General features: G+C 53.7%; 21 protein-coding genes. 11 read left to right on the top strand and 10 right to left on the bottom strand.

The window, feature by feature from the left end:
- The 4 genes from E8E00_RS13135 to cyoE are packed head-to-tail and all read left to right on the top strand — an operon-like array spanning position 1 to position 3,128.
- Positions 1-708 carry an SURF1 family protein gene (locus E8E00_RS13135; RefSeq protein WP_168174061.1) on the top strand — a complete coding sequence of 236 codons (708 nt, stop codon included), beginning with the start codon at positions 1-3 and terminating at the stop codon, positions 706-708.
- Between the two features lie 8 nt (positions 709-716).
- The gene (locus E8E00_RS13130; protein WP_240531917.1) at positions 717-1,226 is read left to right on the top strand and encodes a hypothetical protein; all 510 of its coding nucleotides are present in this window, start codon (positions 717-719) and stop codon (positions 1,224-1,226) included.
- 2 nt (positions 1,227-1,228) lie between these two features.
- A complete protein-coding gene (locus E8E00_RS13125; protein ID WP_069589021.1) occupies positions 1,229-2,251 on the top strand; it encodes a heme A synthase in 1,023 nt (340 codons plus the stop codon).
- Positions 2,226-3,128: a heme o synthase gene (gene cyoE / locus E8E00_RS13120; RefSeq protein WP_077455022.1), complete on the top strand. Its 903-nt coding sequence runs from the start codon at positions 2,226-2,228 to the stop codon at positions 3,126-3,128. Before E8E00_RS13125 ends, cyoE begins: the two co-directional genes overlap by 26 nt.
- 4 nt (positions 3,129-3,132) lie before the next feature.
- Here cyoE and E8E00_RS13115 read toward each other — a convergent pair whose 3' ends face one another.
- Positions 3,133-3,381 (bottom strand): DUF3862 domain-containing protein, encoded by a 249-nt coding sequence (locus E8E00_RS13115; protein WP_069589015.1) that lies wholly within the window; start codon positions 3,379-3,381, stop codon positions 3,133-3,135.
- 219 nt (positions 3,382-3,600) lie between these two features.
- On the opposite strand from E8E00_RS13115, the gene dinF reads away from it, so the two are divergent.
- The gene (dinF, locus tag E8E00_RS13110; protein WP_096630442.1) at positions 3,601-4,941 is read left to right on the top strand and encodes an MATE family efflux transporter DinF; all 1,341 of its coding nucleotides are present in this window, start codon (positions 3,601-3,603) and stop codon (positions 4,939-4,941) included.
- Positions 4,942-4,999: 58 nt separating this feature from the next.
- Here the strand turns inward: dinF and nfuA are convergent, their stop codons facing one another.
- Positions 5,000-5,584 carry a Fe-S biogenesis protein NfuA gene (gene nfuA / locus E8E00_RS13105; RefSeq protein WP_077455024.1) on the bottom strand — a complete coding sequence of 195 codons (585 nt, stop codon included), beginning with the start codon at positions 5,582-5,584 and terminating at the stop codon, positions 5,000-5,002.
- Between the two features lie 105 nt (positions 5,585-5,689).
- On the bottom strand, positions 5,690-6,406 hold the full coding sequence (locus tag E8E00_RS13100; protein WP_077639827.1) for a ComF family protein: 717 nt from the start codon (positions 6,404-6,406) through the stop codon (positions 5,690-5,692).
- 40 nt (positions 6,407-6,446) lie between these two features.
- Here E8E00_RS13100 and bioH point away from each other — a divergent pair, with 40 nt between their 5' ends.
- From bioH to E8E00_RS13085, 3 genes are all read left to right on the top strand, one after another.
- Entirely contained in the window at positions 6,447-7,235 is a 789-nt protein-coding gene (gene bioH, locus E8E00_RS13095; RefSeq protein WP_077639828.1) for a pimeloyl-ACP methyl ester esterase BioH, read from the top strand.
- A gap of 136 nt (positions 7,236-7,371) precedes the next feature.
- Positions 7,372-7,671, top strand: a complete 300-nt coding sequence (locus E8E00_RS13090; protein ID WP_371414238.1) for a hypothetical protein — start codon at positions 7,372-7,374, stop codon at positions 7,669-7,671.
- Positions 7,672-7,735: 64 nt separating this feature from the next.
- Positions 7,736-8,209: an ATP-dependent Lon protease gene (locus E8E00_RS13085; protein ID WP_069589003.1), complete on the top strand. Its 474-nt coding sequence runs from the start codon at positions 7,736-7,738 to the stop codon at positions 8,207-8,209.
- A gap of 64 nt (positions 8,210-8,273) precedes the next feature.
- Here the strand turns inward: E8E00_RS13085 and E8E00_RS13080 are convergent, their stop codons facing one another.
- Together E8E00_RS13080 and greB are read right to left on the bottom strand one after the other, a co-directional pair.
- Entirely contained in the window at positions 8,274-10,589 is a 2,316-nt protein-coding gene (locus tag E8E00_RS13080; RefSeq protein WP_096630444.1) for a Tex family protein, read from the bottom strand.
- Between the two features lie 75 nt (positions 10,590-10,664).
- A complete protein-coding gene (gene greB, locus E8E00_RS13075; protein WP_069588996.1) occupies positions 10,665-11,159 on the bottom strand; it encodes a transcription elongation factor GreB in 495 nt (164 codons plus the stop codon).
- Positions 11,160-11,387: 228 nt separating this feature from the next.
- Between greB and ompR the strand changes: the two genes are divergently transcribed.
- The 3 genes from ompR (at position 11,388) to E8E00_RS13060 (ending at position 13,931) form a co-directional block, all read left to right on the top strand.
- Positions 11,388-12,104, top strand: a complete 717-nt coding sequence (ompR, locus tag E8E00_RS13070; RefSeq protein ID WP_069588994.1) for a two-component system response regulator OmpR — start codon at positions 11,388-11,390, stop codon at positions 12,102-12,104.
- Between the two features lie 3 nt (positions 12,105-12,107).
- Positions 12,108-13,442 (top strand): two-component system sensor histidine kinase EnvZ, encoded by a 1,335-nt coding sequence (gene envZ / locus E8E00_RS13065; protein ID WP_069588992.1) that lies wholly within the window; start codon positions 12,108-12,110, stop codon positions 13,440-13,442.
- 93 nt (positions 13,443-13,535) lie between these two features.
- Complete coding sequence (locus tag E8E00_RS13060; RefSeq protein ID WP_096630447.1) at positions 13,536-13,931, top strand: GntR family transcriptional regulator; 396 nt, start codon at positions 13,536-13,538, stop codon at positions 13,929-13,931.
- On the opposite strand, the gene recG is transcribed toward E8E00_RS13060, so the two are convergent.
- The 5 genes from recG to gmk form a co-directional block, all read right to left on the bottom strand.
- A complete protein-coding gene (gene recG, locus E8E00_RS13055) occupies positions 13,916-15,994 on the bottom strand; it encodes an ATP-dependent DNA helicase RecG (RefSeq protein ID WP_096630449.1) in 2,079 nt (692 codons plus the stop codon). The genes E8E00_RS13060 and recG overlap by 16 nt on opposite strands.
- Positions 15,995-16,006: 12 nt before the next feature.
- The gene (trmH, locus tag E8E00_RS13050) at positions 16,007-16,714 is read right to left on the bottom strand and encodes a tRNA (guanosine(18)-2'-O)-methyltransferase TrmH (RefSeq protein ID WP_077639834.1); all 708 of its coding nucleotides are present in this window, start codon (positions 16,712-16,714) and stop codon (positions 16,007-16,009) included.
- Positions 16,715-16,807: 93 nt separating this feature from the next.
- Entirely contained in the window at positions 16,808-18,913 is a 2,106-nt protein-coding gene (gene spoT, locus E8E00_RS13045) for a bifunctional GTP diphosphokinase/guanosine-3',5'-bis pyrophosphate 3'-pyrophosphohydrolase (RefSeq protein ID WP_069588984.1), read from the bottom strand.
- A gap of 27 nt (positions 18,914-18,940) precedes the next feature.
- Positions 18,941-19,213, bottom strand: coding sequence for a DNA-directed RNA polymerase subunit omega (gene rpoZ / locus E8E00_RS13040; RefSeq protein WP_069588983.1), 273 nt, complete (start codon positions 19,211-19,213; stop codon positions 18,941-18,943).
- A gap of 118 nt (positions 19,214-19,331) precedes the next feature.
- A complete protein-coding gene (gene gmk / locus E8E00_RS13035; protein ID WP_069588981.1) occupies positions 19,332-19,955 on the bottom strand; it encodes a guanylate kinase in 624 nt (207 codons plus the stop codon).
- Positions 19,956-19,998: the final 43 nt, after the last annotated feature.

Genomic DNA, 19,998 nt, shown 5'->3' with positions numbered 1-19,998 from the left:
ATGGGGTTTCTGATATTGACTGTGGTTGTGGTCGCGCTACTCGTCAAGTTAAGTCATTGGCAATGGACGCGTGGCGTGCAAAAAGCCCAACACTTGGCACAGTTTGATGCCAATCAAGCCCCCAACTCACTTTCAGGCATGGTGCGAAAAGGCCAACGGTTGACGCTCGACGGCCAGTTTCGCCCTGAATTTGCCGTGTGGCTGGATAATCAGACCCACCAAGGTCAGGTTGGCTATCGCCTTTTTCTTCCTTTTGTGCCGAGCCAACAGCCATCGCAATGGTTGCTGGTGGAATTGGGCTGGGTGGCCGCGCCAGCATTGCGCCGTTTGCCGGCCGTGCCCGTGTTGGCATCGCGCTACCAGCTGTCTGGCTTTGTCGATACACCCTCTGAGCGGTTGGTACTCAAGGAAGAAACGGCATCGCACGCCTGGCCCGCTCGAGTTCAGCGCATTGATTTAAAAGCACTTAACGCCCAACTGACAACGCTGAATACGCAGTGGTTGATACGGACAGAAACATTGATGGATGTGACCACGCCGAGTCGGGATGCCTTGGCGCAAGCGGGGATTACGCCGGTGTGGCAGCCGGTGGTAATGCCACCGGTAAAACATTATGGCTATGCCTTGCAATGGGCACTTATGGCGCTCGCAGTCAGTATTGGCGCGGGCATCTGGTGGTACAAAACAAAACAGAGGGAAGCGGTGTGAAAGGACGCATGACGCTCCTAGCATTGATTGGTATTTTTGTCCTGCCTGTGGTGGTGGCGAAATTGGTGCTAGAGCAGAGCTGGTATGAAAAAGGAGTCACTAATTACGGACAGTTTCTCGCTGAGCCGGCGACCTTGAATTGGTTGCCTGAGCAAGGCCAGTGGCGGTTGATTTATCGGGTGCCAGAGCAATGTGACGCTGTATGCGAGCAAGCCTTGTTTCAGTTAACACAAATTCCGATTGCGGTCGGCAAAGAGCGCGATCGGGTCACTAGTGTGGCACTGACAAGTACCACCCCTAACGCACCGGAGGTACTGACATGGCAAACCCTGACGACGGAACAGGCGCAAGCATGGCAGCAGCAAGCATTTGATAAAAATACTATTTATCTTAGCGATCCGATGAACAATGTGGTGCTGGCCTATCCTGTCAGTGACGATAAAACGAAGTGGGTAGCGCAAGGCAAAGGCTTATTGCGTGATCTCAAACGGCTTCTTAAATTGTCGAAGGTAGGCTGATTATGGCAACGCGTCGCTACCAACTTGCCGTCTTATCGACACTGATACTGGCCGTGCTGGTGGTTGGGCTTGGCGCGTTTACCCGCCTTACTGAAGCGGGGCTAGGCTGCCCAGACTGGCCCGGATGCTATGGCCATTTGGCAGTACCGGCCAGTGAAAGCGCGCAATCGGTCGCCATGTCGCGTTTTCCTGATGCGCCGCTTGATATCCATAAAGCATGGAATGAAATGTTGCACCGCTACGTGGCCGGCACTTTAGGGCTGGCGATTTTTGCGTTGGCGTGGATCAGCTGGCGACGTCCTGACTATCAGGCTTTACGACCACTGACCACCTTGCTCAGTGTAGTGGTCATCGCGCAAGCCGCCCTAGGGATGTGGACCGTGACTTTAAGTTTGATGCCGGTGGTGGTGATGGCGCACTTACTCGGTGGTTTCACCACGGTATGCTTGCTAGTTTGGCTGGCGGTGGCGACAGGCGCGCTCCGATTGCCTGTGTTTTCGATGTCGTCATCCGCGCGCCGCGTGGGCACGTTGGCTTTGGTCGCGGTGATTGTACAAATCGGCCTCGGCGGCTGGACCTCTGCCAACTATGCCGCCACCGTCTGCACTCAGCTACCTATCTGCGAAAGCCCTTGGTGGCAGCTTTTCACCCCTTCCGCCTTTCATCCCGTCAGTCCTCTTAGCGAAACCTACCAATTTGGCGTGCTGAACCATGCCGAGCGGGTGACCATCCATGCTACCCACCGTCTGGGCGCCATGGTGGTCACCGTATTAGTGCTCGCTTGGGCATGGATGCTGTGGCGTGCTGGGGCGCGCGCGCTGGCAATGGCAGTGAGTGGTGTGCTGGCGATGCAAATTACGTTAGGGGTGACCAATGTGGTCGCGCTACTGCCGCTGAGTGTGGCGGTGGCACACAACTTAGGGGGATTATCACTGTTGGTTACGTTGCTGATCACTCGTCGTTTATCTCTTTCCTCGCCACTATCTCAAGGAGCTCGTGATGGCACAGTTTCAACGAACCGCTAGTGTTTCGACACGGGTTGGCGCCAATTGGCGTGATTATTACGAGCTAACCAAACCGCGTGTGGTTGCTATGTTGCTTCTCACCGCGTTGGTGGGCATGTGCTTAGCCACTCCCGGCTGGCCACCTTGGTCGGCGGTGCTGGTGGGATTGTTTGGCATTGGTGCGCAAGCCAGCGCAGCGGCGGTGTTTAATCACGTTATCGACTGGAAAATTGACACGAAAATGCAGCGCACCCGCCATCGCCCCGTGGCCGAGGGACGAGTGAGTCAAGGCGCCGCGTTGGCCTTTGCGGTGATACTGATGGTGATGGGATTCATTGCCTGTTGGTGGCTGAACCCGCTCACTGCTTGGCTAACGTTTGCCAGTCTAGTCGGGTATGCGTTGGTGTATACCCAGTGGCTTAAACCCGCGACCCCGCAAAATATCGTGATTGGCGGGTTGGCGGGTGCAATGCCGCCTTTGCTAGGCTGGACCGCGGTGACCGGAGAGCTTCACGCCCACGCGCTGCTGCTGGTGATGATCATTTTTACTTGGACGCCGCCTCACTTTTGGGCGTTAGCGATACATCGCCGCCATGATTATGCTAAAGCCGATGTGCCGATGCTGCCTGTCACTCATGGGGTAGGGTTTACCCAAACTATGGTCTTGCTTTACACCCTACTGCTGGTCATCGTGGGCATTTTTCCTTGGCTGACCGGGATGAGTGGTTGGTTGTATCTGGTAGGGGCGACCACGTTAAATCTGGTCTTTGTCGGTTACGCTTGGCGACTGAAAACCCAGTCGCAAAAAGGCATCGCGTGGCAGACCTTTAAGTTCTCGATATGGCATATCTTCGCGACCTTTGTGGTGCTCCTTGCCGACCACGCGTTGCGCTATTAAGGGCCTACTTTAGCCCTTGCGCCGACAGTACGGTGGCTTTGTCGGCGACAAAAGACACTTTGATGTGCTTACCATCGCCGCCCCACACACAGTGGGTTAAGCCCATGGTGTCGTCGCATTGGCTAGGCTCGCCAATGTGGCTCACAACCGCGTCATAGCTCATGCCCACTTCGAGCTGATCGTAGTTTTGCTTGGTCACTTTCGAGCAACCCGCTAGCAATACCGCCAACACACAGGCAAAAAATACACGCATAACCTTTCCTTATTTACAGAGGTGATGAGCCTAGTTGGCGCAATGCAACTGATGCAGTGCAATGGCCGCTCGTCGATTAGATTGTCGCAATGGTACACTGCTGCATCGATAAGGGCCACCCGCTGACCTTGCCGGTTATCGCTGCAATCGTGTTCTTTATCAAAAATGATACATCATCCTGACGCATAGCGTGGCGTCCAATATTGAGAACGAGGAAGTATGTGGCAGTCTCTCACTCAGCGTGAGCTTCATTGGCGGGTCTTATCGCTGGCTTTACCTATGGTGATCTCCAATATCACCGTCCCCCTGTTAGGGTTAGTGGATGCCGCGGTGATCGGCCACTTAGACCATGCATGGTATTTAGGTGGTGTGGCGGTTGGCAGCACCATGATAAATGTGACCTTTTGGCTGTTGGGCTTTTTGCGTATGGCGACCACCGGGTTTACCGCGCAAGCCTATGGCGCGAGTGATAACCGTGAGCTGGCGGCCACCTTTGTGCGTGGCGCGACCTTAGCGGGCTTGCTGGCTGTACTGTTGATCGCACTGCATGTGCCTATTTTAGAGGGGGTGATGCACTTTAGTGATGCCAGCGCCGAGGTGAAACATTACGCGAGCCAGTACTTCTCCATTCGGATCTTTAGTGCGCCGGCGACCTTGATGAACTTGGTGATCATGGGTTGGCTACTGGGGGCGCAAAATGCGCGCCAGCCGATGTGGCTGCTGATTGTGGTTAACAGTGCCAATATTGTCCTTGATTTGCTGTTTGTGGTGGGCCTCGATATGAAAGTCGAAGGAGCTGCTGCAGCGAGTGTGGCTGCCGATTATATCGGCCTCATGTTGGGGCTCTATTTTGTCAAAGGTATCTGGCAATCGCGTCAGTTACCGACCGTTCGGTCGGTGTTTGAGCGCGGGCTAACTGGGATGAGCCGCTTGCTTAAGCTTAATCGAGACATCTTTTTACGCAGCCTTAGCTTGCAGTTGGCGTTTACCTTTATGACCTTCCAAGGGGCGACGCTCGGCGATGACATTGTGGCCGCCAATGCGGTGCTGATGAGTTTTCTGATGTTGATTTCTTTTGCAATGGACGGCTTTGCCTATGCGATGGAAGCAATGGTGGGTAGAGCGATTGGCGCGCAGAGCAAGTCTGCGTTGTTGGTGTCATTGATAGGTAGCACGTTTTGGTCGTTGGTAATTTGCCTGGCGATCACGCTGGCATTTGGTGTGGCAGGCCGTCACATCATTGCGCTGATTTCCGACATCGAGGCGGTGCGTGACCAAGCGGCGCGTTATTTGCCTTGGTTGGTGGCCATGCCTTTAGTGTCGATGTGGTGCTTTTTGCTCGATGGTATCTTTATTGGTGCGACGCGGGGTAAAGACATGCGCAATGGAATGTTTGTCGCCACCGCGGGCTTTTTTGCTGCATGGTGGCTAGCGCAAGATTGGGGCAATCACGCCCTGTGGTTAGCGATGCTCACTTTTATGGCGCTACGAGGGCTCAGTCTTGCGGTGTGCTTTGTTTACCACTGGCGACGAGATAGCTTTTTTGACGTCACGCACTGAGACCTATCAACAAAAAAACAGGCCAGTTGGCCTGTTTTTGCGATGGAAAGGCAGCGTCTTAATAGTAAGAGTGATCGCCACGCGCGTGCTCGGTCACATCGCGCACACCCTTTAGCTCGCCGCTGAACTCGGCCAGCAACTGCTTTTCGATCCCTTCTTTTAAGGTCACGTCTACCATTGAGCAGCCATTACAACCGCCACCGAATTGCAAAATCGCCACGGCGTCATCGGTGATTTCAATCAAGTTAACATGGCCGCCATGGCTGGCAAGCTGTGGGTTGACTTGGCTTTGAATCACGTAATCAACACGCTCCATCAAAGGCGCATCGGAGGCCACTTTCCGCATTTTCGCATTCGGTGCTTTCAGCGTCAGCTGTGAGCCCATTTTATCGGTGACAAAGTCGATTTCCGCTTCGTCTAAAAACGGTAGGCTTAGCTCATCAATGAAAGCAGAGAAGCCGTTGAATTTGAGTTCGGTATCGCTGCTTTCTACTGCTTCGGGTGGACAATAAGAAACACCGCACTCGGCGTTTGGCGTGCCTGGGTTAACCACAAACACGCGAATATTGGTGCCCTCGGGCTGTTGCTCAAGCAACTTCACAAAGTGGCTTTGTGCATTTTCTGAAATTTTGACTTCTGACACGACAAATACCTGACTAATCCAGTGTGTTTTGTACAGTGTACTCCGGTTTTTACTTGCTATCACCCCTTGTTCAATGTGGCTAATTTATGGTCACTGCGGTTTATCTCAAGGGAGCTTGGTCCGCGCAATACAATAAATATCGACCCGTTTCGCACCCGCTCGGCGCAACAAACGGCAAAGTTGACTAACCGTTTCTCCGGTTGTCACCACGTCGTCGACAAGCGCAACATGCTCTGCCGGCAGTGCACCGTGTAAGCGAAATGCCCCGCGCAGGTTCTTCAGTCGCGCAGATCTATCCAACCCTTGCTGAGGAGAGGTATGGCGAGTACGTCTTAGATAGTGAGTGACGACTCGGCTGCCAAGCCGCTGTTGTAGCGCCCATGCCAGATGGGCGCTTTGGTTAAAGCCGCGTTGTATTCGTCGCCGCCAGTGTAAGGGAACAGGCAGTAAGACTGGGGCAGGCGTGTCGATTTTCTCGCTGAGCAGCGTGGCGAACGGAAGGGCCAGCTCGAAGTCTCCTTGATATTTAAAGCGGTGAACCAAATCAGGGAGCGGGTCGAGGTAGGCACTGATCGCGGTAAGCGTATGCCACGCAGGTGGATGGCTGAGACACTGACCACAATGTGTTTGAGGGGTGAGCACCGGCAAGCCACAACATTGACACCCGTAGGCCTGATGATGTTTATCCCAGCACGCATCGCAGCACAAGGTGTGATCGGCAGGGAGGGATAAGCGACACACGGGGCACTGATGGGGCAAAGATTTGCCCCTAATGCTTTGCCAAACGCCAGCAAGGCGAGGGGGATGAATTGCTGGTATCATAGCCATCCTGATGAAAAAGAGTACAAAGGCAGTGTAAAGCATGGCGTTATGTGATTGGCAATCTTACGGACAAGGCCCCGATCTGGTTCTCATTCATGGCTGGGGAATGAACAGTGCTGTTTGGTCGCTTATCTTGCCGTATCTCACTGCAAACTACCGGGTTCATTGTGTTGACTTGCCCGGATTTGGGTTGAGCCCCGCACAGCCGGGGCTTGATTTAGAACAACTGGCACAAGTGTTGCTTAAAGAATCACCAGCGCAAGCAACTTGGTTGGGCTGGTCACTGGGCGGATTGGTGGCCACGCAAGCGGCCCTGCTCGCGCCCCATCGTTTGACGGGGCTCGTGACGGTCGCAAGCTCACCCAAGTTTGTCGCGGAACCGGGATGGCGAGGCATTAAACCCGCGGTGCTGAATGCATTTGCCTCACAGCTTGAGCAGGATTTTTCTTTGACCGTGGAGCGATTTATGGCGCTGCAGGCCATGGGGTCGCCCACTGCGAAGAAAGACATTAAAGCGCTCAAGCAGGCAGTGTTTTCACGACCTGCACCGGATCCTCAGGCTCTGGCCGATGGTTTGCAAATACTGGCTTCGGCGGATTTACGTCAAGCATGCCAGTCAATTCGCTTACCTTGGCTGCGGTTGTACGGTCGCCTCGACGGGTTGGTACCTGTCGCCGTGGCGGGACAGATGGACGCTTGGGTACCTCATTCACCGAGTGAGGTCTTTGCACACAGTGCCCATGCCCCTTTTGTCACTGAGCCTGACGGTGTGGTAGACAGGCTCACCGCCTTTCTGGCAACCAATTGCCGCCCTGACTGCGCGCGCTGAACGATTTTTGGCAGAATTGACTAAATCTTGTCATTCCTCTGCCGATAAGTTAACTATGTCACTTGCTCTGGTATGAGGAGAGACCATAATGAACGTAGGCAACGTTGGGCAGTCTCAGGCCTATCATCCTCAGTCGATGAAGCCAAAATCGCCGCCGCAAACGCAACCAAATGCGGACAAAGAGGTCAAAGATACAAAGCCCGCTGAGACAGCGGCCACCCCAGCGGTGAAAGACGTCAAGGATGCGAAAGCAGCCAAAAACGCTGAAGGCGTTGACAAGTCTAAAGAGAAATCATCGGTTGAATCCTTTACTTATGGCGCGTTGGGCATGGACCATCCGGACAAAGTGAAGGAAAACGATGATACCGCCTATAACGCAGGACAATTTTTGTCTGCGCTGGGAACAATAGGCACAATACTCGCGGTTGTCGTCTAAACTATAAGGAGACGAGGCCGGACTGACAATGAGGCCTTCAGCTGATGTTGGGAGGTAGCATCAGATGAATATATCGCCAGCAAGCGTCAGTATCCCAACTGTCGCGCCATCGGTGAACCCGCCAACTGAGCAAGTTGCGCGGGAAAATCGCGTGCGCGAAAAAATTGTTCCGACCAAACAGCCGCCCGCGCTGGATCATGAAAAACCAGCGACGGAGCAAGACAAGCAACTGCGTAATCCGTCGTGGGATCCGTCGCAGCACCCCAATTATTCTTTCGACTATACCCCTGAGTCATTTAAAGACGCAGACTACAACGGCGCCAATGTTGCTAACCGCATTGATGCCATCACACGTAGTGAGCCCGGAGACGAGGCGCGACCAGAAAACGGCTATCCGTTGGGGCTCAAAATGCCTGAAGAGGTGTTGGAGAAAATTGAGCAGCTGCAAAGATTTGAACGCACCCGTGCGGTGGTCGCGATGCGCTACCAGCAAGCGACCGTGGCGAATATGCCATCAGAAGTATTAATTGTGATTTAAGCTCGGTCCGTTGAGCCGATTGACGTTAAAGCCCCGCCAAGACGAACGGGGCTTTTTTGCGTCATTAAGAGCGCTTGGCGCGGGCAAAGGCATCTGCCATGCTCCCGCCGATAGGTTTGGTGGGTTGACGAGGCGCCTTGCGTGAAGGGCGGTGCTGTCCCGCTTTGTGGTTATCGCCTTGTCCTTGGTGTGCACTGTCGCCTGAAGGGGTATCGTCCAAACGCATGGATAAGCCAATCCGTTTGCGTGGTACATCCACCTCCATCACTTTGACTTTAACCACATCTCCGGCTTTGACCACATCGCGAGGGTCACTGACAAAGCGATTCGATAGGGCGGAGATGTGCACCAAGCCGTCTTGGTGAACCCCGACATCGACAAAGGCGCCAAAGTGCGTCACGTTGGTCACCACGCCTTCCAGTTGCATTCCGGGCTTCAGGTCGCTGACTTGATTGATGCCTTCCGCAAAGGTGGCGGTCTTAAACTCAGGACGCGGGTCGCGGCCGGGTTTTGCCAACTCGTTAAGCACGTCGGTAACCGTGATTGCCCCAAAGCTGTCATCTGCAAACTCTTTCGCGTTCAGGCTTTGCAAGAAACGGCTGTTACCGACGAGTGCCTCGACGGCTTTGCCAGTTTTCTCCGCAATACGTTTGACCAAAGAATAGGTTTCTGGGTGAACGCCAGAGCGATCCAGCGGGTTGGCACCGTCCATTACCCGTAAAAAGCCCGCACATTGCTCGAATGCTTTAGGGCCAAGACGCGGCACTTTTAGCAGGGTTTTACGATCGCCAAAGCGGCCATTTTCATCACGAAAAGCGACAATATTTTGCGCCATGGTTTGGCTTAAGCCAGCGACACGAGTCAGGAGTGGCGCCGATGCACTATTCAGATCCACTCCGACCGCGTTCACACAGTCTTCGACTACAGCATCGAGTTTTTTGGCAAGCTGACTTTGAGAGACATCGTGCTGATATTGGCCTACACCAATCGATTTCGGGTCAATTTTAACCAGTTCGGCCAGTGGGTCTTGCAGGCGGCGGGCGATAGAAACGGCACCACGCAGCGAGACATCAAGGTCGGGAAATTCATTCGCAGCTAATTCCGATGCCGAATACACCGAGGCACCCGCCTCACTGACCATGACGGTCTGAATGGCTAAGCCGGCCTGACTCAGCATGGTTTTGGCAAACGCTTCGGTCTCGCGGGAGGCGGTGCCGTTGCCGATTGCGATGAGGTTGACCTGATGACGTTTAATTAAATTGAGCACCGTTTTGCTCGCCCTATCTACGTCGTGACGCGGGGCGGTAGGATAAATGGTGGCGGTATCGAGCAATTTCCCTGTACCGTCGACCACGGCCACCTTACAGCCGGTACGCAAACCCGGATCAATGCCGAGCGTACAGCGTGGGCCCGCGGGAGCGGCCATCAGAACGTCTTTCAGGTTGGCGGCAAAGACATCAATGGCGTCGCTTTCGGCCCGCTCTTTCAAACTGGCCATAAGCTCAGTCTCAAGGTGCATGAGTATTTTGACTCGCCACGCGAACGCGATAACTTGCTTACGCCAACGATCGGCGGGCGCACTGCCCAAGGATAAGCCGTAATGCTCGGCAATCATGGTTTCGCAGATACTGCCTTTACTGTCTGCTTCTTGGTCTGGGTCAGCGACTAAGGCCAGTTGCAAGACGCCTTCGTTGCGGCCACGTAGCATGGCTAAGGCGCGGTGAGAAGGCACTTTAGCGATCGGCTCTTGATGATCGAAGTAGTCTTTAAATTTCGTCCCAGCCTCTTCTTGGCCTGTGACAACACTTGCGCGCAACACCGCGTATTGGTTGAGATATTGACGAATTTTATCGAGCAAGGCGGCATCTTCAGCGAGGCGTTCCATCATGATGGCGCGGGCGCCGTCGAGTGCTGCCTTGGTGTCGGCGATGCCTTGCTCGGGATTGAAATAGGATTGGGCGAGCGTGTCAGGATCGTGCGACGCGTCTTGCCATAAGGCCTCGGCCAAGGGTGCTAGGCCTGCTTCAATGGCAATCTGTCCTTTGGTACGACGCTTGGGTTTATAGGGCAGATAGAGATCTTCCAAGCGGTTCTTGCTGTCCGCCGCCAAAATGTCGCGACGCAAGCTATCGGTTAGTTTACCTTGCTCATCAATCGATTTTAGGATGGTGTCACGCCGAGCCTCCATTTCGCGCAAGTACACTAAGCGTGTTTCCAGCGTGCGCAGTTGGCTGTCATCCAGCCCTTGGGTGGCTTCTTTTCGATAGCGAGCAATAAAGGGGACGGTATTTCCGTCATCGAGCAGCGCAACGGCGGTTGCGACCTGGTTGGGTGAGACATTGAGCTCTTTAGCCAGGGTTTGAGTCAGTTGACTGTGCATGCATATCCTTTTGTAAACAAGCACGGCAGCACCGCAGCACTGCCATTGAATCTGTTTCTTTGACCCTTGTGGTCGTTAAGGTTCCCGTGAGTCGGTCTCGGTTGGGTAAGTGATTGTATTGACGAACCAATGCTTCTCGCCTTCAGGGGTTCGGACCACCACCTCATCATCGACCGCTTTTTTGAGCAGGGCGCGCGCCATGGGCGCATCAATCGAGATGTAGTCTTTGCGATCGTAAATCTCATCAGGGCCAACAATCCGAAAGCGCTTGATATCGCCCGCCTCGTTTTCAATTTCTACCCAAGCGCCAAAAAAGACCCGCCCTTCTTGTTGGGGTGAGTAGTCGACAATGGTGAGTTCATTCAGCCGCTTGCGCAGATAACGGACGCGGCGGTCAATTTGTCGCAGCAAGCGCTTGTTGTAGGTGTAGTCGGCATTCTCTGAGCGGTCGCCTAAACTTGCCGCCCAACTGACAATTTTGGTGATCTCTGGGCGTTTTTCATGCCACAGGTGGTCATGTTCCGCTTTGAGTGCGTTAAACCCTTCACGGGTGACCAGTTTGGTTTTCACGCAGCGTCTCCTTAACCCTCGCGAAGCCTCAATAAGTGATGCAATTTCAACGAGCAAATTACAAGAACCGAGCAAGCTTGTCGAGGCAACACTCGGTAACAATTTCTTCGTTGTTTCGTGGCGGAACCATCAGTGTCAATCCGCGCAAATGTGGCAAAATCCGGTATGATTACAGCAATGACTGCTTGATTTGTCGGCAGATAACCGCATTGAGTATGAGGGTTAACCATGCAAGAAAACTATAAAATCCTAGTGGTGGATGATGATATGCGTCTGCGTTCGCTACTGGAGCGTTACCTAACTGAGCAGGGCTTCCAAGTGCGCAGTGTGGCCAATGCCGAACAGATGGATCGCTTGCTCGCGCGGGAAGCCTTTCACCTGATGGTCTTGGATCTGATGCTGCCGGGTGAAGATGGCTTATCTATCTGCCGCCGTTTGCGTCAGGCGAACAACCAATTACCGATTTTAATGCTCACCGCAAAGGGTGATGAAATTGACCGCATTGTCGGATTAGAAGTGGGCGCGGACGATTACTTGCCCAAGCCATTTAACCCACGGGAGCTATTGGCGCGTCTCCGTGCTGTCTTGCGCCGCCAAACCATTGAAGCGCCGGGCGCACCGAGTGCAGACACCAAGGTGGTCGAATTTGGCGAGTTTCGCCTCAACCTCGGTACACGGGAGATGTTCCGTAATGACGACCCGATGACGTTAACCTCGGGCGAATTTGCGGTCCTTAAAGCCTTGGTGACCAATGCGCGCGAGCCGTTATCACGCGACAAGCTGATGAATATGGCGCGCGGACGTGAGTACTCCGCGATGGAACGCTCCATTGATGTGCAAATTTCGCGATTGCGCCGCATGATTGAAGAAGATCCGAGCAAGCCACGCTATATCCAGACCGTGTGGGGATTGGGCTACGTGTTTGTCCCTGACGGCGAGGTATAAGCGATGCGGATGTCGCCGCGCACCAACTTTGCCCGCACGCTTTTGATTTTGGCTGGCCTATTGATTGCCAGCCAAGTTTTTTCTTATCTCACCATCGTTAATTATGCCCTGCTCCCCAGCTTGCAGCAGTTTAATAAAATCTTGGCCTTTGAAGTGCGCTTGATGCTAGAAGAGGATTGGACGCTGAGAGACGGGGAAGTGCTGCATTTGGGTGAGCCCGTGCGTCGGCAACTGCTGGAACAAATTGGGGTGACCTTACATGCCCCCAATAGTGACGCCGCAGGCGCCTACCAAGACGCGATGCAGATCGATTATCTCAGTGCGCGGATGAGCGAAGAGCTGGGAACGCCGACCGAAGTGCGCCTTGTCAGCGGTGAAGACAGCTATGTACTGTGGTTAAAGTTTGACGCCATCGATGACTTTTTGATGCGTATTCCGCTTTCCGAACTGCATCAAGATGACTTTGCGCCCCTTTTCCAATACAGCCTGATTATTGCGTTGCTGGTGATTGCAGGTGGTTGGCTGTTTATCAAGATGCAAAATCGCCCTCTGGTGACCTTAGAGCGTGCTGCGTTAGATGTGGCTGAAGGCCGGTTTCCTGAGCCTGTTGCTCCAAAAGGCGCCTCTGAAATTCAAGCGGTGACAGTGGCGTTTAATAAAATGTCTGCAGGCATACGCAAACTCGAAGAGGATCGCGCCTTGCTGATGGCAGGGGTGAGCCATGATTTGCGCACGCCGCTGACGCGCATTCGCTTGGCGACCGAAATGATGTCGCCGGACGATGAATACCTTGCCGATAGCATCACCAAAGACACCGAAGAGTGCAACGAGATCATCAACCAGTTTATGGATTATCTGCGCGCGGTGCAGCAGCAAGACCCTGATCCGGTAGATTTAGCGAGCATTTGTCGTGATGTGGCGAATAGCCAACAGCTGGTGGGTATCGAAATGGATACCGAGTTGCTGCCTTTGTATGGCGAGTTGTATGCCAACTCGGTGGCGCTTAAGCGGGCCGTGACTAACCTAGTGGTTAACGCGGTCCGCTATGGCAACGGCTGGGTACGCATTCGTTGTGGCAGTACCGCCGATCATACCCACCAATGGGTCGAAGTTGAGGACAATGGACCGGGCATTGATGCGAGCCTAGAAGCGTCGCTTTTCCAGCCGTTCACGCGGGGGGATTCGGCTCGTGGTAGCGAGGGAACCGGACTGGGACTCGCCATTGTGAAACGGATTGTGGAACAACTGCGCGGCGATATTCGCCTGTCTTCCCGTACCGAAGGAGGGCTGAGGATCCAGATGACATTTCCGGTCAATCAAGGGCGTACTAAAAGCTAGTGTGCGCGTTGCCACGTTTTCTCCACGGCCTATTCGCGAAGGCGGATAGGCCGACCATACTGTCGTATAGAACTAATACACACACTATGGCCTATGCGACTTTGTTTAGATAAAAACGATCCTACCCCGAAATTTCAGCAATTGATTGAGCAAATCCAGCGTCAGATCGCCAGTGGTGCGCTGCGCTCAGGCGAGCGCTTGCCGTCGGTACGCGTGCTGGCGCAAGAGTTAAAGATGAACCCGATGACGGTCTCGCGCAGTTATCAGCAACTTGCCGAGCAAGGATGGTTAGAGCGAGTGCGAGGCGTTGGGATGAAAGTCAGCCAGCAAGCGCGTCCTGCTGAGCCTCATCAACGGTTGCAATATGTACAAGCGCCATTGGCGCATTTTATTCAGGTGGCCAATCAAGCCGGATATAGCAAATCCGAGGCCATGGCGTTGGTCATGGCCCACTGGGAGAGCGATATCGACGATCATGCGTTGGAATAATGGGTTTTATGGCCAAGCCAACGTGCGATGATTGCGGCGGCGTGTTGCGGATAGTGTTGATGCAGGTGGTGCGCTAACTTCTGTACCTCGGGGATCAGCGCTTGGTCACGCACCAAATCGGCAATTTTAAACTCGGCCAAGCCGGTTTGCCGGGTACCGAGAAGCTCGCCGGGCCCGCGAATATCGAGATCGCGCTGTGCGATCACAAAGCCATCATTGCTCTCGCGCAGGACGCCCAAGCGTTGACTGGCGGTTTTAGACAAAGGGGCATGATACAAGAGCACACAGTGGCTGGCGACGGAGCCTCGACCGACACGGCCCCGTAATTGGTGAAGCTGTGCCAACCCGAGCCGCTCGGGGTTTTCAATGATCATCAAACTCGCATTGGGGACATCGACGCCCACTTCAATCACGGTAGTTGCGACCAACAAATGCAGCTCCCCTTGCTTAAAGGCTTGCATGACGGCTTGTTTTTCGGCCGCTTTCATGCGTCCGTGGACAAGGCCGACGGCAAGATGAGGAAGTGCCGCTTTGAGTGCGGTGGCGGTATCTTCAGCAGCTTGTGCTTCGAGAGCGTCGGATTCTTCAATCAAGGTACACACCCAATACGCCTGGCGGCCTTCACCGCAGGCGGCACTGACACGCGCAATAATGTCATCGCGACGCGTATCTGGCACGGCAACGGTTTGGATTGGCGTGCGCCCCGGGGGGAGCTCATCGATAATCGAGGTATCGAGATCGGCATACGCAGTCATCGCGAGAGTACGCGGGATCGGGGTGGCTGTCATGATCAATTGATGCGGATGCGCCCCTTGTTGCTCGCCTTTCTCTCGCAGGGCGAGGCGTTGGTGAACACCAAAGCGGTGTTGCTCATCAATGATCACCAAGGCTAAATGGTCAAAGTCGACATGGGCTTGAAACAACGCATGCGTGCCGACCACCATTTTCGCCTCACCGCTGGCAATCCGTGCAAGTTCAGCGTCGCGCGCTTTGCCTTTAAGCTTACCGGCGAGCCAACCAACCTGAATACCCAACGGCTCCAGCCATTGGGCAAAATTCACCGCATGCTGTTCGGCCAATAGCTCCGTGGGGGCCATTAATGCGACTTGGTAACCGTGTTCGATAGCTTGCAGCGCCGCCAATACCGCAACCAGCGTCTTACCCGCGCCCACATCGCCTTGTACCAAGCGCATCATGGGGACGGGCTTAGCTAGATCGCGACTGATTTCATCGACCACGCGCGATTGTGCCCCTGTGGGTGAGAATGGCAGGTTGGCCAGCAATTGTTGGCTCAGCGCCCCATTCGGTGGCAACGGCGTTGCACTGACCGCTTGCGCTTGATGACGAACGGACAGCATCGACAGATGTTGGGCGAGTAATTCTTCAATAATTAAGCGACGTTGAGCAGGGTGTTGTCCGGCTTGCAAGGCCTCAAGTGACACCTCAGGTGGTGGGCGATGCAAAAGGTGTAAGGCATCGCGTAATGAAAGCTGTCTATCATATAAGCCCTCAGGGAGTAACTCTTGTACACCACTTTTGTCCAGCAATGCCAACGCTTGGTCGGTTAGACTGCGCAAGGTAGCTTGGCGCAGCCCTTCGGTGGTGGGATAGACAGGTGTCAGGGTTTCTTCTAGCGCAAGCTCGGTAGGCTCAGAAAAGACTTTATAGTCAGGGTGAATGATTTCTAGGCCATGCTTACCGCGTTTTAGCTCGCCATAAGCCTTCACATGTTTGCCGATGGCGAGGCTGTTTTTCATCGCGGCGTTGAAGTTAAAAAAGCGTAGCGTCAGCGAACCATTGCCATCATGGATCCGCACGGTCAGCATGCGGCGGCGCCCAAACACAGTGTCATTGTGCGTCACTTCACCCTCAACGGTCGCGGTTTGTCCGGGGAGCAAACTGGCGATCGGCCAGACGCGTGTGCGATCTTCATAACGGTACGGCAAGTGAAACAAGACATCTTGAACCGTATACAACCCCAGCTTGGTCAGCTTTTCCGCCATTTTGGCGCCGACACCGGCCATTGTTTCGACTGAGACAGCATTGAGCATGGATGATCGCATCAAAATAGTCCGTTATTTACTACGTTTGTGTTTGGCTGCCTGCATCGCAGACCACCATGCCTCATCAGCAACGATTTGCCCGTGTTCATCCAGCGGTGGATAGGGCAGCCCTTTTTGTTTAGCCACGCGTGCTAAAACAGGATGGCCCCGTTCAAACAGGATCTTGTGGACTTCTTCGTCTGGAATACGGGTGTGAGCCCGCTGGTACATACCCGCTAATTGGCGCTGTCGCTGGGCTTCATACAGAATAAGAGCACTCGCCACTGACACGTTTAATGACTGTACCATACCCACCATTGGGATGAGGATATCTTGATCCGCCTTATCGAGCGCTTCGCGACTGATGCCTTCTTTTTCTTGGCCTAATACGATAGCGGTAGGGCGGGTGTAATCGACGTCGCGAAAATCGATGGCGGTGTCGGATAAGTTGGTGACTAAGATCTGCATGCCTTGAGCGTGAAGCGCATCAAAGGCTTCGGCAGTCGAATCATGGGTTTGTACATCGACCCAGTTGCGAGAGCCTGCTGAGGTGCCACCCAAAGCGCGCATTTTACTGCCTTTTGGCCAGACGGCATGAAGACGATGTACGCCGACGGCATCCGCGGTGCGAATAATGGCAGAGATATTATTTGGCTTATGGACTTGTTCCATACACACGGTGAGATCAGGCTGGCGCTGAGCAAGCACTTGATGAATTCGTTCAAACCGTTCTGGTGTCATGGTGAGGTTCCGTTAGTTACACGATAGGAGAGAAACAAGCTCGCCCACCAAAAGGCGGGCGAGTAATAGCCTGAGCACGAAATGGCAACATGGCTAGTTCTTTTGACGGCTGACCTTGACCACGTTTGGCATCACACGAATGCGGCGCATAATATTGGCAAGGTGAACCCTGTCTGTGGTGGTGAGGCGAACAAAGATGGTGTACAAGCGGCCATCTTTTTCTTCGGTCGTCAGTCCCTGAATATTCGATCCCGTCGCGGCGATGGTGTTGGTTAAATCCGCTAGCGCCCCTTGATGGTTCTGCATATCTACGCGTAGACGAGTACTGAACTCCTGATCGAAATCGTCTGCCCACTCAACAGGCATATATTTATCCGGCTCTTGACGGTAGCCGCGAATGTTTGAGCAGGTTTCACGGTGGATCACCAAGCCTTTACCGGGGCTGACGTGCGCGATAATCGGATCGCCCGGAATAGGGCGGCAACAGTTGGCATAAGTGACCAAGATACCATCTGCGCCACGGATAGGCATTTTCCCGTCCGAAGGTTCCGCGTCCGTGTTTTCATCGTCCAGCAGGCGGCGAGCGATCACGACACTCATTAACTCACCCAAGCCGATCGCGGCGAGCAAATCATCGCTGCTTTCTAGCTTCAGGTCGGTCAAAATCGCATTGAGGCGGTCAGGATCGACATCGGGTAGGTTCTTCTCACCCAGCGCATGGTTGAGCAAACGACGTCCCAATGTGACTGATTCTTCACGGCGCATGGTTTTGAGCACTTGGCGGATTTTGGTCCGTGCCCGAGCGGTCACCACATAATTGAGCCATGCGGCATTCGGGCGAGCGCCTGGAGCGGTAATGATCTCAATGGTTTGGCCGTTTTTCAGTGGTTGGCTTAGCGGATACGGTTGACGATTGACTCGCGCGCCGACACAGGTGTTACCCACATCGGTATGAACCGCATAGGCAAAGTCAACGGCCGTGGCGCCCACGGGGAGCTCGACGATACGCCCTTTCGGGGTAAAGACATACAGCTCATCGGGGAAAAGATCGGATTTAACGCTTTCGATAAACTCGAAGGAGTTCCCCGCGCTTTGCTGCAGTTCAATCAAGTTTTGCATCCAGCGCTGAGCACGTTTTTGTGCCGTGGTACCGGATGGACGTTCGGCGCCGCTCTTATACGCCCAGTGCGCAGCGACCCCTTTGTCCGCCATCTGGTCCATGTCTTCAGTGCGAATTTGCACTTCAACTGGCACACCATGCGGACCAATCATTGACGTATGCAGTGATTGATAACCGTTCGCCTTCGGCACGGCAATGTAATCTTTCAAGCGGCCGGGACGTGGTTTATACAAATTATGCATTTGCCCTAAGACGCGGTAACAGGTGTCGAGGTCGTCGACGATCACGCGAAAGGCATACAAATCCATAATGGTATGAAAGCGCTGTTCTTTATTCTTCATCTTGTTATAGATGGAATAAAGATTCTTCTCTCGGCCAAGCACGCGCGCGTTGATCCCGGCATCTTCCAAGCGGCCTTCGATTTCCGCATGGATTTTTTGGATCATTTCTTTGCGGTTGCCCCGCGCTTGCGCAATCACTTTTTTGAGGACGCGATAGCGGTTGGGGTAGAGCGCTTCAAAGCCGAGCTCTTCGAGCTCCACTTTAATATTGTGAATACCGAGGCGGTGAGCGAGTGGGGCAAAAATTTCCAGTGTTTCGCGGGCAATACGGCGACGTTTATCGGGGCGCAGGGCACCCAAGGTACGCATATTATGGGTACGGTCGCTGAGCTTAATCAGAATGACGCGAATGTCATGGGCCATGGCCATGACCATTTTGCGGAAGTTTTCCGCCTGCGCTTCTTTGCGATCGCGAAACTTGAGCTTGTCGAGCTTGGAAACGCCATCCACCAGATCCGCAACCACATCACCAAAGCGTTGTTGCAGATCCTCTTTGGTCACGTCTGTGTCTTCAATCACATCGTGCAGCAACGCCGCCATTAAGGTTTCGCAGTCCAAGCGCATTTCTGCGAGGATCCGCGCAACGGCGATGGGGTGGATGATGTAGGGCTCACCGGTGGAGCGGGTTTGCCCGTCATGGGCATCGCGCGCAACCAGATACGCTTGCCGGAGCGCTTCAAGCTGCGATTCCGGCAAGTATTGGTTCGCGACTTCTTTCAGGCTATCAAAGAGGTACAAACGGCCTGTTCCCTGATGATGACGCGATTAACGGTGACCAGAAATGGTGCTAACAGCGGCCATTTCGGCAGCTTCTTGCTCCTGCTTTTCTTGACGCTCACGCGCGTCTAGCACTTCTTTGTTGATCAGTCCTTCTTCGATCTCACGCAGTGAGATAACGGTGTACTTGTCATTTTCTTCTGGTACTAGAGGATCTTTACCACCCGTTTGCATTTGGCGGGCGCGGCGGGCCGCAACCAGAACGAGATCGAAACGGTTACCAATTTTTTCAACGGCGTCTTGAACAGTTACGCGTGCCATGAAGGACTCCAGCTGTAGTGATAAACAGGTCTTAAAAATGACCGAAAATTATACAAAAGGCGGCCGTCCATTGCTAGCACTGGGTGCGCTGCAATCGAACAAACGCCAATATTCATGATTAGTCGGCCAGCAAGTCGTCAATCATTGCATGATATTTGCTGGCTTGTTTAGGCTGACGCATCCGCTCTGCACGGAGGATCGCTTTAAGATCCATTAATGCGACATCAAAGTCATCATTAATGATCAAATAGTCATATTCAGCATAGTGAGAGATCTCTGAACGTGCTTCTTGCATGCGTTTGGCGATCACCTCTTCGCTATCTTGGCCGCGAGCGGTGAGACGGCGCTCTAACTCTTCGCGGCTAGGCGGCAAAATAAAGATGCTTTTACTGTTCGGCATCTGTTGACGAATTTGCTGCGCCCCTTGCCAATCAATGTCCAAAAAGATGTCGATGCCTTTATTAAGCATCTCTTCAATCCATACGCGCGATGTCCCGTAATAGTTGCCAAAGACTTCTGCGTGTTCCAAAAAGGCGCCTTGATCAATTAAGGCCTTGAATTCTTCTACTGCGACAAAATGGTAATGCACGCCGTTTTCTTCACCGGGACGCATAGCGCGTGTGGTGTGTGAAACCGACACTTTCATGTCATAGCGTGGGTTGTCATTCAGCAGTGCTGAAATCAGGCTTGATTTGCCTGCACCGCTCGGGGCAGAAACAATATAAAGCGTACCTTGACTCATGGATTGATCACTTTAACCGGCTGATGCCAATACCAAAGCATAG

The organism is Salinivibrio sp. YCSC6 (genome assembly GCF_004916735.1).
Taxonomy (GTDB): Bacteria; Pseudomonadota; Gammaproteobacteria; order Enterobacterales; family Vibrionaceae; genus Salinivibrio; species Salinivibrio proteolyticus.
The sequence above is the reverse complement of the archived record's forward strand: the minus strand, read 5'-3'. Positions and strand labels throughout refer to the sequence as shown.

Coding starts and splice junctions, on each gene's coding strand:
- E8E00_RS13135 (WP_168174061.1), top strand. CDS start 1: ATGGGGTTTCTGATATTGACTGTGGTTGTGGTCGCGCTACTCGTCAAG.
- E8E00_RS13130 (WP_240531917.1), top strand. CDS start 717: ATGACGCTCCTAGCATTGATTGGTATTTTTGTCCTGCCTGTGGTGGTG.
- E8E00_RS13125 (WP_069589021.1), top strand. CDS start 1,229: ATGGCAACGCGTCGCTACCAACTTGCCGTCTTATCGACACTGATACTG.
- cyoE (WP_077455022.1), top strand. CDS start 2,226: ATGGCACAGTTTCAACGAACCGCTAGTGTTTCGACACGGGTTGGCGCC.
- E8E00_RS13115 (WP_069589015.1), bottom strand. CDS start 3,381: ATGCGTGTATTTTTTGCCTGTGTGTTGGCGGTATTGCTAGCGGGTTGC.
- dinF (WP_096630442.1), top strand. CDS start 3,601: ATGTGGCAGTCTCTCACTCAGCGTGAGCTTCATTGGCGGGTCTTATCG.
- E8E00_RS13100 (WP_077639827.1), bottom strand. CDS start 6,406: ATGATACCAGCAATTCATCCCCCTCGCCTTGCTGGCGTTTGGCAAAGC.
- bioH (WP_077639828.1), top strand. CDS start 6,447: ATGGCGTTATGTGATTGGCAATCTTACGGACAAGGCCCCGATCTGGTT.
- E8E00_RS13090 (WP_371414238.1), top strand. CDS start 7,372: ATGAAGCCAAAATCGCCGCCGCAAACGCAACCAAATGCGGACAAAGAG.
- E8E00_RS13085 (WP_069589003.1), top strand. CDS start 7,736: ATGAATATATCGCCAGCAAGCGTCAGTATCCCAACTGTCGCGCCATCG.
- E8E00_RS13080 (WP_096630444.1), bottom strand. CDS start 10,589: ATGCACAGTCAACTGACTCAAACCCTGGCTAAAGAGCTCAATGTCTCA.
- ompR (WP_069588994.1), top strand. CDS start 11,388: ATGCAAGAAAACTATAAAATCCTAGTGGTGGATGATGATATGCGTCTG.
- envZ (WP_069588992.1), top strand. CDS start 12,108: ATGCGGATGTCGCCGCGCACCAACTTTGCCCGCACGCTTTTGATTTTG.
- E8E00_RS13060 (WP_096630447.1), top strand. CDS start 13,536: ATGCGACTTTGTTTAGATAAAAACGATCCTACCCCGAAATTTCAGCAA.
- recG (WP_096630449.1), bottom strand. CDS start 15,994: ATGCGATCATCCATGCTCAATGCTGTCTCAGTCGAAACAATGGCCGGT.
- trmH (WP_077639834.1), bottom strand. CDS start 16,714: ATGACACCAGAACGGTTTGAACGAATTCATCAAGTGCTTGCTCAGCGC.
- rpoZ (WP_069588983.1), bottom strand. CDS start 19,213: ATGGCACGCGTAACTGTTCAAGACGCCGTTGAAAAAATTGGTAACCGT.
- gmk (WP_069588981.1), bottom strand. CDS start 19,955: ATGAGTCAAGGTACGCTTTATATTGTTTCTGCCCCGAGCGGTGCAGGC.